10 protein-coding genes and 1 pseudogene are annotated in these 14425 nt (G+C 52.0%); 6 read left to right on the top strand and 5 right to left on the bottom strand.

Annotation, left to right across the window (positions count from 1 at the left end):
* Positions 1–97 precede the first annotated feature (97 nt).
* From D5S03_RS01090 to D5S03_RS01105, 4 genes are read right to left on the bottom strand one after another with little or no spacing between them, the layout of a single operon-like run.
* Complete coding sequence (locus D5S03_RS01090) at positions 98–949, bottom strand: transglutaminase family protein (RefSeq protein WP_008868953.1); 852 nt, start codon at positions 947–949, stop codon at positions 98–100.
* Complete coding sequence (locus D5S03_RS01095; protein WP_008868954.1) at positions 946–1731, bottom strand: proteasome-type protease; 786 nt, start codon at positions 1729–1731, stop codon at positions 946–948. Before D5S03_RS01095 ends, D5S03_RS01090 begins: the two co-directional genes overlap by 4 nt.
* A gap of 24 nt (positions 1732–1755) precedes the next feature.
* Entirely contained in the window at positions 1756–2751 is a 996-nt protein-coding gene (locus D5S03_RS01100; protein ID WP_008868955.1) for an alpha-E domain-containing protein, read from the bottom strand.
* A 14-nt stretch (positions 2752–2765) separates the two neighbouring features.
* Positions 2766–4214, bottom strand: a complete 1449-nt coding sequence (locus D5S03_RS01105) for a circularly permuted type 2 ATP-grasp protein (RefSeq protein WP_287042422.1) — start codon at positions 4212–4214, stop codon at positions 2766–2768.
* 1087 nt (positions 4215–5301) lie between these two features.
* On the opposite strand from D5S03_RS01105, the pseudogene D5S03_RS01110 reads away from it, so the two are divergent.
* The 6 genes and pseudogenes from D5S03_RS01110 to D5S03_RS01135 all read left to right on the top strand — a co-directional run bounded on the left by D5S03_RS01110 (position 5302) and on the right by D5S03_RS01135 (position 13703).
* Positions 5302–6426 (top strand): annotated as a pseudogene (locus D5S03_RS01110) (branched-chain amino acid ABC transporter substrate-binding protein).
* A 226-nt stretch (positions 6427–6652) separates the two neighbouring features.
* Positions 6653–7558 (top strand): branched-chain amino acid ABC transporter permease, encoded by a 906-nt coding sequence (locus D5S03_RS01115; RefSeq protein ID WP_008868958.1) that lies wholly within the window; start codon positions 6653–6655, stop codon positions 7556–7558.
* Between the two features lie 40 nt (positions 7559–7598).
* Positions 7599–8561, top strand: coding sequence for a branched-chain amino acid ABC transporter permease (locus D5S03_RS01120; RefSeq protein WP_287042423.1), 963 nt, complete (start codon positions 7599–7601; stop codon positions 8559–8561).
* Entirely contained in the window at positions 8558–9364 is an 807-nt protein-coding gene (locus tag D5S03_RS01125) for an ABC transporter ATP-binding protein (RefSeq protein WP_287042424.1), read from the top strand. The genes D5S03_RS01120 and D5S03_RS01125 overlap by 4 nt, the downstream gene beginning before the upstream one ends.
* A gap of 2 nt (positions 9365–9366) precedes the next feature.
* Positions 9367–10074, top strand: coding sequence for an ABC transporter ATP-binding protein (locus D5S03_RS01130; protein WP_008868961.1), 708 nt, complete (start codon positions 9367–9369; stop codon positions 10072–10074).
* Between the two features lie 17 nt (positions 10075–10091).
* Positions 10092–13703 carry a proline dehydrogenase family protein gene (locus D5S03_RS01135; protein ID WP_287042425.1) on the top strand — a complete coding sequence of 1204 codons (3612 nt, stop codon included), beginning with the start codon at positions 10092–10094 and terminating at the stop codon, positions 13701–13703.
* A gap of 254 nt (positions 13704–13957) precedes the next feature.
* Here the strand turns inward: D5S03_RS01135 and D5S03_RS01140 are convergent.
* Positions 13958–14425: response regulator (locus D5S03_RS01140; protein WP_353745140.1), on the bottom strand; the 468-nt coding region annotated here is incomplete at its 5' end.

Consider the following 14425-nt stretch of genomic DNA (forward strand, 5'->3'; position numbering starts at 1 on the left):
AAATTTTGCCAAGCTGCATAATCATTACTTAGTGGGGGACAGTCCCCAGGGCCTTGTGCCGGGAACTACCACCGAGGACTCCCATGAATGCCTTCATTTACCTGAGTCTTTTCATGTGCACGCTGTGTTCCATGCTGGAACGCGCCTCGTTTCCCCGGTATGTTCCCACTACAGGCATGATGTTTTCCAGGTCCGGTGCTGCTGCCAGGGCTACGTGGCGGTCCGCCACTGCCAGACCATGGGATGGATCATAGCCGCGCCAGCCCGCCCCGGGAAGATAAACCTCGGCCCAGGCATGCAGCTCTGCCTCCAGAATGTCTTCATCTCCTTCCTGGTATCCGCTAACAAACCTCGAGGCTATTCCCAGCTGCCTGCAAAACTCCACAAACAGTGCAGAGAGGTCTCTGCAGCACCCCTGCCTGGTTTCTAAAAGCCTGGATGGGGGTATAATCCCTGTGTCCCATCGCTGCTCCAGCTTGACATGCTCGAAGATCCAGTTAGTCAGTTGAGACAGAAGGCTTACCACATGGTTTTCATCTCTTTTGCAGGTGTCTGGGTCAAACCAGGAAAAGAAATTGTCGAGCCGAGAAAACCGGGGGGTGAGACAGGATTTAAGGTCGGTTTTCTCCTGGTGGTTTAGACCTGGGGGAATGCCTTGACTGGAGCCCGGCAAGACAAAATCAAAGGGGTTTGTGCGCAGCGTCTGTACTTTGGAAGTACTTTTTATCTGCATTATGGAATGAAAGCCTTCAAACCAGGCCAGTACAAAGGAGTTCCCCCAAACGTCCAGCCCAGTGGAGTAACCCGTGGGCAGAGGGTCTATGCTGATACTGTGCTTCAGCACCTTTTGCCCGGGATCATTGCGGGGATAAAGTCTTAAATAGTGGGGCTCAAAAAAGACTCCCCTGTTAAAATGGTAAACAGTGGTGTTGGTTATGGAATAGATCAATTCTGTCTACCATCCGGGGGCTCTATTGGACTGCGTTTTTCAGGATTTACTTTAGTCAGCCTGGCAGCTATGTCTTCCACCCATTCCGAGGGTAGTTCGTGAACTAAGGACCTCAGCTTTTCCTGCCACCAGGTGGAAATCTCGGACAGTTCATCCTTTTCGTAGCGGTGAGTGACCATGTTTCCGGCATTCCGGTAGTAAAGGATGACATCTACAGGAAAGTCGACATCAGAAGCGCTTATCCTGGTGGAATCGAAGGCCAGGCAGCCCACTTTTAAGGCAAAAGAGAGATCGTCTGTATATTTAAGAGTCCTGTCCAGAACCGGCTTGCCATATCCGCTTTCGCCTATTATGTGATACGGGGTGCCCGGAGTTATTATCACCCAGTTTCCTTCGGGGTAAACAAGGAAAAGCTGATGCGCGGCATCGTTTTTCAGCTGTCCCCCTACAAGCATGTGCATGTTGAAGGAAAGCCCGTTCTGCTTCAGGAAGGCACCGTCCTCTTCAGCCACAACCCTTATGTGCCTGGATATAGCATTTACCGCCTTATAAATCCGGTCAAAAGGCTCCTCCCTTTGCCCCAGTTCTTCATCGAAATAGATTATCACCTTGTCCCGGATGGATCGCAGCCCGGAACTCATGATGAAAAAAGCCCCATTGCCGTTTCCAAAATTGTAACAAGTAATCTTGGGGGCGCTGGTCAGTTCTTTGCCCGAGGTGATCCTGGTATCAGCAATCCCCACGAGTCCCTGTTCTACTGCTATACCCAGACAGAAAGTCATGCAATACACTCCTTTTTATGTAAATCAGCCACCGGCATTAATCTGCTCCTGAACAACCTCCTGCTGAACACCAGGCCATAAAGAGAAAAAAGTGTCAAACACTGCTGTGTCCAGCCTGTTCATCTTCATTTGCAGCTCCTCGGTGAATTCATGCAGCCCCTGATCAAATATATCCTGTATGGTTTTGTATGAGAGACTGGAACAGATCTGCCCCAGGTATCTCTCCGCGGAAGTGGTAAATCGCCCCAGGTTGTTGCCGGTAAGGTCGTGCAGGCATGACTGGGCCTGGGACAGACAGTACAGGATGGAGCGGGGAAATACCCGGTCCAGTATGAGAAACTCAGCTACTTTTTCCGGCACTATTCTGCCGTAATCGTGCCTGAAGGCCTGAAATCCGCTGACAGCCTTAAGCAGAGCCCCCCACTGAATATAATCCAGCGTGGACCCCACATGGTTGATGCTGGGCAGAAGCATGAAGTATTTTACGTCAAGAATCCGTGATGTTTTATCCGCTCTTTCCAGTAAGGCTCCCAGACGAAAAAAACGCCATGGCTCATTATGGGACATGGTTTCCCAGGCGATGCCGCCTATGGTCAGGCTCCTCCACTTTACATCCGCGCAGAAGCTGTTGGGCATCATTTGAATTGTTTCCGGGCGTTCACAGGCATGCTGGACCTGATGATACAGTACATTAATGGCCTCCCACATGTCAGCCGGCAGAATATCCCTGACAAAAATGGCATTTTGCCTGGCTGCCCTGGCGCAGGACAGTATGGAGTTGGGATTGACCGGATCCGCGGTCAGAAAATAAATGCAGCCCTCTTTGCTCTCTTCCTGATACCTGGCCTGGAAATCCTTGTAGTCCCCCGTGGTAACCACCAGGGGCATCCACTGGTCAAGGTACTGGTCCTGGACATCCAGGGTCAAATGCCAGTTGACATCCAGAAATCTGGCTATGTTTCCGGCCCGTTCCAGGTACCTGCTCATCCAGTATACTGCATCCGCTGCTCGGCTCAGCATAAGACAAAAACCTCCTATTCACACAGTACCCATGTGTCTTTGCTGCCCCCACCCTGGGAAGAGTTGACCACAAGGGAGTTTTCTTTCAGTGCCACCCTGGTCAGCCCGGGCACAACCTGGATATCCTGACCATAAAGTATGTATGGCCTGAGATCCACATGCCTGCCTTCAAAACGGTCGTTGACTATCACCGGGGACCGGGAAAGGGAAATCACTGGCTGGGCTATATAATTGCGTGGGCTCTGCTGTATCCTGGCTGCAAAATTCTCCCTTTCTTCCCGGCTGGAGTCCGGCCCCACCAGCATGCCATACCCCCCGGACTCGTTGGCGGGCTTGACCACAAAATGCTGAAGACTGGAAAGGACATGATGCATCTGTCCGGGTTCCCGGCAGAGATATGTGGGGACATTGGGTATAACCGGATCCTCATCCAGGTAATATTTTATTATCTCCGGTACATAGGAATAAACCACCTTGTCATCTGCTACACCTGTTCCAGGGGCATTGGCTATGGCCACCTGGGAATTGCGGTAGGCCTCCATTATCCCAGGAACACCCAGCAGGGAATCCCCGCGGAAACAAAGCGGATCCAGGAATTCATCATCTATGCGGCGGTAAATGACATCTACACGGACCAGTCCATGGGTTGTGCGCATGTGCACATAACCGTCCAGCATCACCAGGTCCGCACCCTCCACCAGAGCCATTCCCGCCTGCTGAGCCAGGTAGGAATGCTCGTAAAAGGCAGCGTTGTAAATTCCCGGGGTGAGCAGGGCCACATTGGGTACATGGTCACTTGCCGGGGCTATGGAATAGAGCATATCCAGCAAGAGCGAGGGATAGTTCTCCACCGGCCGGACCCGGGATTCACTGAAGGCCGCTGGAAGGATATTTTTCATAACCTGACGATTGGCCAGGACGTAGGATACCCCCGAAGGGGTTCGCAAGTTGTCTTCCAGGACCATAAAAATTCCGTTTTGGTCCCGGATGAGATCAGTACCGGATATATGACACCATACACCCTGGGGCGGCTTGAGGCCCAGGCACTTAGGATTATAGCCCGCAGAGGTCTCTATCACCTCCCGGGGAATTATTTTATCCCGGATAATTTTCTGTTCATTGTAGATGTCGTCTAAAAAGAGGTTCAGGGCATAAATTCTCTGCTTGAGCCCCTGCTCCAGCGCTGCCCATTCCCGGGCTTCTATGATTCTTGGAACCATATCAAAGGGGATTATTCTTTCTGAACCCTGTCCCTCACCGTAAACCGCAAAGGTTATGCCCTGATCAAAAAAGGACTGTTTCGCAGCAGCCTGCATGGCCTGGATCTCCTGGAAGGAAAGAGACTCCAGTTTGTCCAGCAGGACCCTGCATCCCGGCCTGGGCCTCTGGAACGACTCGAACATCTCGTCATAATAAGGCCCCGGGTCATAATTGCGGAAGTTTTGTTCCAAAGCAGTCAACATAGACAGCCCCTTCTGATTGCTTCAGGTTCAACTTTAAGGGTTTCCCCTTGCGGACAGCTTTACCGTAACCATTCAGGAGGCACTCAGTTGTAGTTCCTGAATGGTTACTCTTTACCCAGGTACAAAAATGTCAAACCGGATAACAAGCTGCAACCACAGGAACAAGAACGTCTGTAAGGCGCTTTGTTGTCCGGGTTGCTGAAATCTTCAAACCTTAAACATGATTTGCCCCCGTATGTTACCAAGCATCTACTGGACCAGATTACAGATGTGCAACAAATACAGTTGATTTTAATGTCGCCTGTCGAGAGCTGCCCGGACAGATGACAAAAGCCAAAAGACTCAGGATGAAGCGCGTGCCGGGAAAAAATCAAAGACTTATGCGAGGCAGGTTAATAGATGGAGCCTGTTTTCAGAGATCAGACATCAGAGGCCAGTAAAAACAAAGATATATGTCACGCGAACCACGCGAACCACGCGAAGCGCGTGGCAGGACGTGTGGCAGGACGTGTGGCTGAGTTGTTGATTTCTCGACTTTTTGCAGGTGCATCAAAAAAACCGATTTTTTACAATTTTATATCAGACCTTGAAGTACAGTGCACAATTTTGTAAAAAAAATACATCTACAGGCCCTGTCTTACAAAAAAACAACCTGCCCGGTCCGTATCCAGATTAAGTGTCATTAGAAAAAGCCTACCAGGAATTTAAGCCGGACTATTTTTTGCTTGTAAACCTGATCACCGTTCTTTAACGGTCCTGATTTTTATTTTTTAATTCAAACAAATCAAATTCCAGGCATGAACCCTTTATAAGTCCGTGCTGCAGTGACAAGCGAACCAGCCACCACAGAATGCCTGAATGTCTTTACTGTTTTTAGCGGACAGGATTGACTGAACGGACCGACGCAGGGTCAACAACTTTTTCATTCCAGAGGTATTATTAATTCTTGATTTACTGATTGAATTCATTTAATTAAATCTAATCCGCCATCAATCAGCGGCAAACAATTATGTAAAAATTTTGTTTTTCCAGGCTGATACTTAATTTCACCAACCTCTTACCACCCTACCTATGAAGGAGGCAATCCATGAAAGTGCAGGTTAAAGTGCTGGTTTTATCTCTGGTCATGACCATGTTTCTGGGACTGGGCAGTGCCTGGGCCGAAATCAGAATCGGGCTCATGGCTCCCCTCACCGGATCCTGGGCCAGTGAAGGCCGTGATATGAGGGACATTGTTCAGTAGCTGGCGGATGAGGTCAATGCGGCCGGGGGAATCAACGGCCAGGAAGTACATCTAAGGGTTGAAGACGACGGTGGAGACCCTCGCACAGCAGTTTCCGCCGCCAACCGCATGGCTACAAGGGACGTGATCGCTGTCATTGGAACATATGGCTCTTCCATTACCGAAGCCACTCAAAATATCTATAATGATTTCGGAGTCATCCAGGTAGCCAACGGGGCCACATCCGTCCGTCTCACTCAACAGGGGCTCAACTACTTCTTCAGGACCTGTCCCAGGGATGACGAGCAGGGCAGAGTAGCCGCCGAGACCATAGATGAAATGGGCTACAACAGCGTGGCCATCCTCCATGACAGTACTTCTTACGCCCGCGGCCTGGCTGATGAAACCCGCTCACTTCTGGAGCAGGACAACAAGGAAATTGTCTTCTTCGACGCCCTGACACCCGGAGAACGCGACTACAGCACCATCTTGTCCAGGCTTAGAAACGCTGAGCCCGAGATTGTGTTTTTCACCGGATACTACCCGGAAGCCGGCATGCTTTTGAGGCAGAAAAACGAGATGAACTGGAATGTACCCATGCTGGGAGGTGATGCCACCAATAATCCTGATCTGGTCTCTATCGCCGGTACTGCCTCTGCAAAAGACTTTTATTTCCTGAGCCCTCTAGTGCCGCAGGACCTGGAGACTCCCCAGGCCACTGAATTTTTGTCTTCATTCAATGAAATACACGATTCCAATCCCGGCTCCATCTGGGCCGTGCTGGCAGGAGAGGCCTTCCTGGTTCTCACTGATGCCTTGGAAGCCACCGGTTCCACCGACAGGGATGTCCTGGCGGATTACATGCGCGATGAGCTGGAGATTGACGGGCTGACCGGCACCATCTCCTTTGATGAATACGGCGACCGGTACGGTGAACTGTATCGACTGTACCAGGTCGACGACGAAGGCAACTTCGTTATGCAGAATTAGCAAGTCCAGGATCCGGGGTCCGTAGTCCGGGTTTTGGACTGAAAAGGATTGCGGGCTCCGGGTTCCGGGCAATCCGTGGTTGCTGGCACCTGTTATCTGTTCCTGGTTCATTGCTACTGTTCTCATAGCAATTAACAGATAACTTCAGCAATCAATCCGCAAGATCATGGACACTTTAGCTTTATAGCGTCCAGCAGGCCCTCAAAATCTAACCCTGGATATTAAAATGCAATTTTTTTTCGAACAGCTCATCAATGGTCTGGCTGTCGGAGGAATTTACGCGCTGATTGCCCTGGGATACACCATGGTCTACGGGGTCATGCGGCTCATCAACTTTGCCCATGGGGACCTTTTCACCATTGGTGCCTACCTGGGACTTACAGTTCTCACCAGTGTTGCTGTTACTGCCTATCTTGGACCTTTTCTCGGGGTCATACTGCTCATGATGATAATCATGTGCATGGTGGGAGTAGTGGGCGTCGTACTGGAGAGGGTGGCATACCGCCCGGTCCGCCAGGCTGACAGGCTTTCTGCCGTGGTTTCCGCTCTGGGTGCTTCAATTTTTCTCTCCAACTTAGTGATGCTTATCTGGGGTCCAAGGTTCAGGGTCTACCCGGATGACATCCTGCCGCGCATTACTTTGAACATCCTGGGCCTGGATGTACCCTTGATGCGTATCCTGGTGCTCCTGGCTTCACTGATTCTCATGGGCATCCTTTACTATTTCGTCCAGAAAACCAAGACAGGTACCGCCATCCGGGCTGTGGCCATTGACCATGGGGCCTCCAGACTCATGGGCATCAATGTCAACAGGATCATCTCCCTGGTATTTCTCATTGGACCGGCCCTGGGAGGTGCAGCCGGGGTCATGGTTGGACTGTATTACGGCCAGATCAATTTTACCATGGGCTGGGCCTTTGGTCTCAAGGCCTTTATCGCTGCAGTTCTGGGAGGAATAGGCAATATCCCGGGGGCCATGATCGGCGGACTGCTGCTGGGGGTAATCGAGGCCCTGGGGGCTGCTTTTATCTCCACTGCATGGAAGGACGGCATAGCCTTTATTGTGCTCATTCTGATCCTGATCTTCCGTCCCACGGGTATCCTGGGAGAAAGGGTGGCAGACAAGGTCTGAGCAGTACAACCGGGAACTCATAAGCTATTCAGGAAGCAACATGCGCAAACACAAGAATACTATCCAGGTTGTGGCGTTTACCGTCGTCATTCTGGCCTGCCCCTTTTTTCTGGATGCCTACTGGATTGACGTCATCAACAATATCGGCCTTTACGCAGTTCTGGCCCTGAGCCTTAATTTTATTGTCGGGTATACCGGTCTTTTTCATATGGGCCACGCTGCCTTTTTTGCCGTAGGGGCCTATGCAACCGGCATATTAAACACATCATACGACATTCCCATTGTGCTGCTGCTGCCTGTAAGCGGTCTGGCGGCGGCCCTTTTTGCATATCTTGTGGCCAGGCCCATCATTCATCTGCGGGGAGACTACCTGCTCATAGTCACCATAGCCATTGTAGAAATTGTCCGCATCGCCCTGGTCAATGATATTTTCGGCCTTACCGGAGGCTCCAACGGAATATTCGGGATTTCCAGACCGGACTTTTACTTTTTCGATATCCGTACTCCCCACCAGTTTTTCTACTACATCTGGGCCTTTCTGGCCCTGAGTGTGCTGCTTTTTTACAACCTGGAAAAGTCCCGATACGTCAGGGCGCTGAACTACATCAAAAATGACGAGGTGGCTGCCGAGGGCAGCGGAGTCAATGTCGACCATCTCAAGTTGACCGCCTTTGTCCTGGGCGCTTTCTGGGCCGGAATGGTGGGCAATATCTATGCTTCCAAAATGACCCTCATTTCTCCTGCATCATTCAGTTTCTGGGAGTCGGTGATTTTATTCGTCATTGTTATCCTCGGTGGTTCCGGAAGCATCAGGGGGGTAATACTGGGAGCTTTTCTCATAATCGGGCTGCCGGAAATATTCAGGCAGTTCGCCGGAGCCAGGATGCTGGTCTTCGGTGGAGCCATGGTGGCCATGATGGTGTTCAGACCTCAGGGCTTTCTGCCCCCGCTGCCAAGAAAATATCCAGTACATAAAATACAACCCGGAGAAAAGACCTTATGACCCTTCTGAGCATCAAGAACCTGACCAAGAGGTTCGGCGGGCTGCTGGCGGTGGACGATGTCTCATTCGACGTGGAACAGGGCAGAATCGTTGGTCTCATCGGTCCCAACGGAGCAGGCAAAACAACGGTGTTCAACCTGATTACAGGCAACTATATTCCCGATGAAGGGCGGATTATGTTCGACGGCCACAGCCTGACAGGTCTGAAAACCCATAAGATAGTCGCCCTGGGTATTGCCAGGACCTTCCAGACCATAAGGCTTTTCAAGAACCTGACAGTGCTTGAAAACGTAATGGCCGGGTGTCATTGCCGCATGAACTCCGGCATCCTTTCCTCCATGCTGCGCATTCCTTTTCAGCGCAGAGAGGAGCGAATGGCCCTGGCCCGGGCCCTGAAAGAGCTGGAATTTGTGGGCCTTAAGCAGCACATGGATATCAATGCCATGAACCTGTCCTACGGCAACCAGAGACTGCTGGAAATCGCCCGGGCCCTGGCCAGCAATCCCAAGATCATCATCCTGGACGAACCCGCCGGCGGCATGAATGATTATGAGACCACCCAGCTGGTCCTGCTGATAGAAAAAATGCAGAAAAGAGGCCTGACAGTCCTGCTCATTGAGCATGATATGAACCTGGTTATGCGCATCTGCGAGGATATTATCGTTCTGGAACACGGGGCCAGAATAGCTCAGGGCACGCCCGCGGAAATCACCCAGGATCAAAGGGTCATAGAAGCTTATCTTGGAATTGAGGAAGAAGAAGATGAAGAGGATGAAGCCTTTGAAGCTGAAGGCAGGGATTAGACATGCTGCTTAGTGTTAAGGATCTGTTTGTAAATTACGGCAATGTGGAAGCCCTGCACGGCATCAATCTAAATGTCCGGGAGGGAGAAATCGTGGCCATGCTCGGGGCCAACGGTGCAGGTAAATCCACCACCCTCATGACCATTAGCGGCCTTATCAATCCGGTCAAGGGTTCTATCTTTTATAACAACATGGATATTACCACCATGCAGGGCCATGATGTGGTCGCTCAGGGTATTGCCCAGGTGCCCGAAGGCAGGCGGGTCTTCTCCACCTTGACGGTACAGGAGAACCTTGACCTGGGGGCATTTACCATGACCGACAAAGACAGGATCAACAGGAGACTGGAGTGGAATTTTGAGCTTTTCCCCAGGCTGAAGGAACGCAAAGACCAGCTCGCAGGCACCCTGTCCGGTGGTGAGCAGCAGATGCTGGCCATAGCCAGGGGTCTTATGGCCCATCCAAAGCTTCTGTTGCTGGATGAACCAAGCCTTGGCCTGGCCCCCATCCTGGTCAAATCAATCTTTGAAAAAATAAAGGAAATAAATGCCGAGGGCCTGACAGTACTGCTGGTGGAACAAAACGCCCGGGCCGCCCTGAAACTGGCCCATAGAGGCTATGTCATGGAAGTGGGCAGAATTGTTCTGGAGGACAGTGCGGATAAGCTTCTGAAAAACCCGGACGTACGCAAGGCCTATCTCGGAGGATAAACAGATAAGGAGAAAGAATGCCTTCCCAACACGAACAGATCCTGCAGGATGCAGTCAATCTTGCAGTTAGATGGCAGAATCGCGCCAACACTCTCCTCACCAGTGAAGAAAAAAGCATTCAGGAGCAGATGAACCGGCTGTTGACCCACCCCATGGACAAGGTGGTGCTGACCCGTCTTATCGACCAGTGTTTCCGCTCCCATGATCATGAGCGGGTGGCCGACCAGGTCAACCATTTGCTGTCTGTGTACGGGGTACCGGATTTTTTCTCCCGGGTGGAGCGCCTTCTTATCCAGATGTTTGTGGGGATGGGCAGGCACTTTCCCCATTTTTCCGTGCCCAGGCTTGTGCAGCAGATGCGCAATTCTTCCTCCAGGGCCATTATCCCGGGAGAGGAAAAAGCCCTGCACAACCACCTGGAAAAGCGCAAAAAACAGGGCGTGCGCATGAATATCAACCATCTCGGTGAGGCTGTTCTGGGTGAAGACGAGGCCGCGCACCGTCTTGAGACTTATATCCAGGACATGCAGAATCCTGATGTGGAATATATATCCGTAAAGATCTCCACCCTTTATTCCCAGATCTCTTCCCTGGCCTTCGAGCATACGGTGGAGATTATGAAAGATCGTCTGTCCAAGCTTTTCCGGGTGGCCAGGGAAAACTATTTCGTCCGCAGCAACGGTCAGAAAGTGCCCAAGATAGTCAACCTGGACATGGAGGAATATCGGGACCTGGAAATAACTTATGAGGCCTTCATCCGGACCCTGGAGCAGGATGAGTTTCGGGATTATTCTGCAGGTCTTGTTCTCCAGGCCTACCTGCCGGATGCTTTCTCCAAGCAGAAAAAGCTCACAGAGTGGGCTTTGAAGCGGGTTGCTGCCGGGGGAGCTCCGGTTAAGCTGCGCATTGTCAAGGGAGCCAACCTGGAGATGGAGCTTCTGGAGTCTTCGCATTTCAACTGGCCTCTGGCCACTTATGACAACAAGCTGGATGTAGATGCCAACTTCAAACGCATGCTGACCTACGGCATGGAGCCTGAACGTATCCAGGCGGTCCATCTCGGAGTGGCCTCTCACAATCTTTTTGAGCTGGCCTATGCTCACGAGCTGGGACATGTCATGGAGGTTACGGACTGGTTCTGGTTTGAGATGCTTGAAGGCATGGCGGACCATGTCCGCCGGTCCCTGCAGGAAAGCGTAAAAGACATACTGCTCTATGCCCCGGTAGCTTCCAGAGAGCAGTTTATCAATGCCATCGCCTATCTCATCCGGCGTCTGGATGAAAACACTTCCCCGGAAAATTTTCTGCGCTATGCCCCGCATCTGACTACCGATTCAAAGGCCTGGTCCTTTCTAAAGAATCAGTTTCTTCAGTCCTGCAGACACATGCAGGATGCTCCGGACAGCCCCAACAGGACCCAGGACCGCAATGAGGAAAATTTTCCTGAAGATATGGGGAGCTACTGGACCAGAACCTTCCGCAATGAGGCTGATACGGACTGGTCTTTGCGGTCTGCCCCTGTATGGGCAGGCAGTATCCGCGACAAATGGATGAATGATGGTCAAAAGCCTCCTTTGCGCATACCTGTGGTTGTCGATGGAGAGGAGATATTCAACGGGTCAGAAACCCGGGAGATTGTGGATGTATCCACTCTTGATGAGGCAAAAGACAGAAAAGTCGTAAGTGCAGTCTATTGCCTTGCCGACAGCGGCAACATTCAAAGAGCGATTCAGGTGGCCAAGGATGATCCCGACGGCTGGAGAAATACAAGCCTTGATGAACGCCACCGCATCCTGGACCTGGTGAGCCATGAACTGCGCCGGGCCCGGGGCGACCTTATCGGTTCAGCGGCTGCCAACTGGGGCAAGCTTTTTACCGAGAGCGATCCGGAAGTCTCCGAAGCCATTGATTTTACAGAGCTTTATCCGCATTCAGCCCGGATCTACAAGGACCTGAATGTTTCCTGCTCGCCCAAGGGGACAGGCCTGGTGATTGCGCCCTGGAATCTGCCCATTGCCATCCCCTGCGGAGGCATTGTGGCCTCCCTGGCTGCAGGCAATACGGTTTTATTCAAGCCTGCATCAGCCTCAGTGCTGGTGGCCTGGGAACTGGTTCAATGTTTTTATCGGGCCGGAGTCTCCAGAAAAGTCCTGCAGTTTATTCCCTGTTCAGGCAGTACTGCCGGGGACGAACTTACTAAACATCCGGACGTGGACTATATCATTCTCACCGGCGGCACGGATACCGGCATGCATATCCTCAAAAACCGCCCGGATGTTTTCCTGGCTGCTGAAACCGGTGGCAAAAACGCCACCATAGTGACCTCCATGTCTGATCGCGACCAGGCCATCAAAAATATCATTCATTCGGCATACAGCAACAGCGGACAGAAATGCAGCGCTACCTCTCTGGTGATTCTGGAAAAGGAGGTCTACCAAGACGAGCTCTTTAAGCGTCAGTTAGTGGATGCAGCCAGGAGCTGCAGCACTGGTTCGGCCTGGGAATTTCAAAACAAGGTGGGGCCGCTTATTGCTCCGCCTCAAAAAGACCTGCTGCGGGCCCTGACAGAATTAGAGCCAGGGGAAACCTGGGTCCTCGAGCCCCGGCCCAGCCCGGCCAATCCTTATATCTGGAGTCCGGGGATAAAATGGGGTGTGCAGCCGGGAGGTTATACCCACATGACAGAGTTTTTTGGGCCGGTTATCGGGGTCATGCGCGCTGAAAACCTGGAACAGGCCATAGAACTGGTGAATATGACCGGGTATGGTCTTACTTCCGGACTGGAGAGCCTGGATCAGCGGGAACAGGAAATCTGGAAAAAAGGCGTCAAGGCCGGCAACCTGTACATAAACAAAGGTACCACAGGGGCCGTAGTGCTGCGCCAGCCCTTCGGCGGCATGGGCAAATCCGCCCTGGGTGCTGGAATCAAGGCTGGAAGCCCCAACTATGTCTATCAGTTCATGGATTTTACTGAAACCGGCTATCCCGAATCCGGTGCGGTGCAGCAGGAATCACACCTTCTGCGCACAGTCAACGAATGGGAGATAGATCTGCGCTGGAACCGCATCCATGAAGACATAGCAGAAGACATCACCAGAACAATATATGCAGTTAAAAGCTACCTGTACCAGTGGGAGAAGGAGTTTTCCAAGGAGCACGACTACTTTCACCTGCGTGGTCAGGACAATGTGCTGCGTTACCTGCCCAAGGGCAGGGTAGCCATCCGGGTGCACCCTGATGACAGCCTTTTTGAGGTCCTGGGGCGCTCTGCAGCCTGCATTGTTACAGGATGCAAGCCTGTCATCAGTCTGCCTGCTGGACTTGAAAATGCAGTGACCGGTTTTCTGGACAGTACAAGGGGCAGACTGTTCAACAGGGATGTGCAGATAATTGAGCAAACTGATGAAGAGCTCTGCGAAATGATCCAGGAACTGGACCGGATCCGTTATGCCGGTCCAGAACGGGTACCTGAAGTGGTTTATGCCCGGGCGGCTGAAACCGGGTTTTACATCTCCCGGACTCCGGTCTTTATGGAGGGGCGCTTAGAGTTGCTGCAGTATCTCCAGGAACAAAGCATAAGCAACAACTACCATCGTTATGGCAATCTTGGAGAAAGGGGGCTTATCTGACAGGAACCAGTCAGGCAGAAGTCAAGGGGCGGGAGACAAAAGCGCCGCAGCTGTACCCGGCGGTCAACCGGCTGGGGGAGCCTGCAGCCAGGAGAAAACCGGAATCAAGCGTGCTGGAACAAATAGACTGTTTTTAGCCGCAACTTGCATCCCGCCTTCCCGACCCGGCCGCGCAGTGCGCTGTGTGGCCAGCTTCGGATTTCCGGACTGCAGTACTTTGGAGCATCAGGACACAACTCTGAAGTCAACCTGCATCAAGTGCAATGCTTATTGAGTACCCGCTCCAGGTCCTCTTTCTGTACCGGCTTGGCCAGGTAGTCATCCATTCCTGCATGCAGAAATCTCTCTCTGTCTCCATCCATGGCGTAAGCGGTTAAAGCTATTATGGGAATTCGGGAAGTCTTGGATTCAGGTACTTCCAAATTCGGGGATTGAGGAATTGAGGAATTGAGGAATTCCGGGATACGTTCTCCCATCTCTGACGTCCGGTCTCCGTCCTCTGTCTCCTGACCTCTGTCCTCTGACCTCTGATTTTTGATCTCTGACTTCTGATTTCTGTCCCCTGCCCTCTGCTCCATGCCTGCCCCGTGAAACAGCCCAAAGGGCTCCCTGTCGTAGACAAGGGTTTCACTGGGCCCCCCTGCCCCATGCTCCATGCCCCTTGCCCCATGCTCCATGCTTCTTATCCGCCGCGTGGCCTCCACCCCGTCCATAACCGGCAT

Origin of the sequence: Desulfonatronospira sp. MSAO_Bac3, from assembly GCF_003838035.1 — a bacterium.
Classification (GTDB): domain Bacteria; phylum Desulfobacterota; class Desulfovibrionia; order Desulfovibrionales; family Desulfonatronovibrionaceae; genus Desulfonatronospira; species Desulfonatronospira thiodismutans.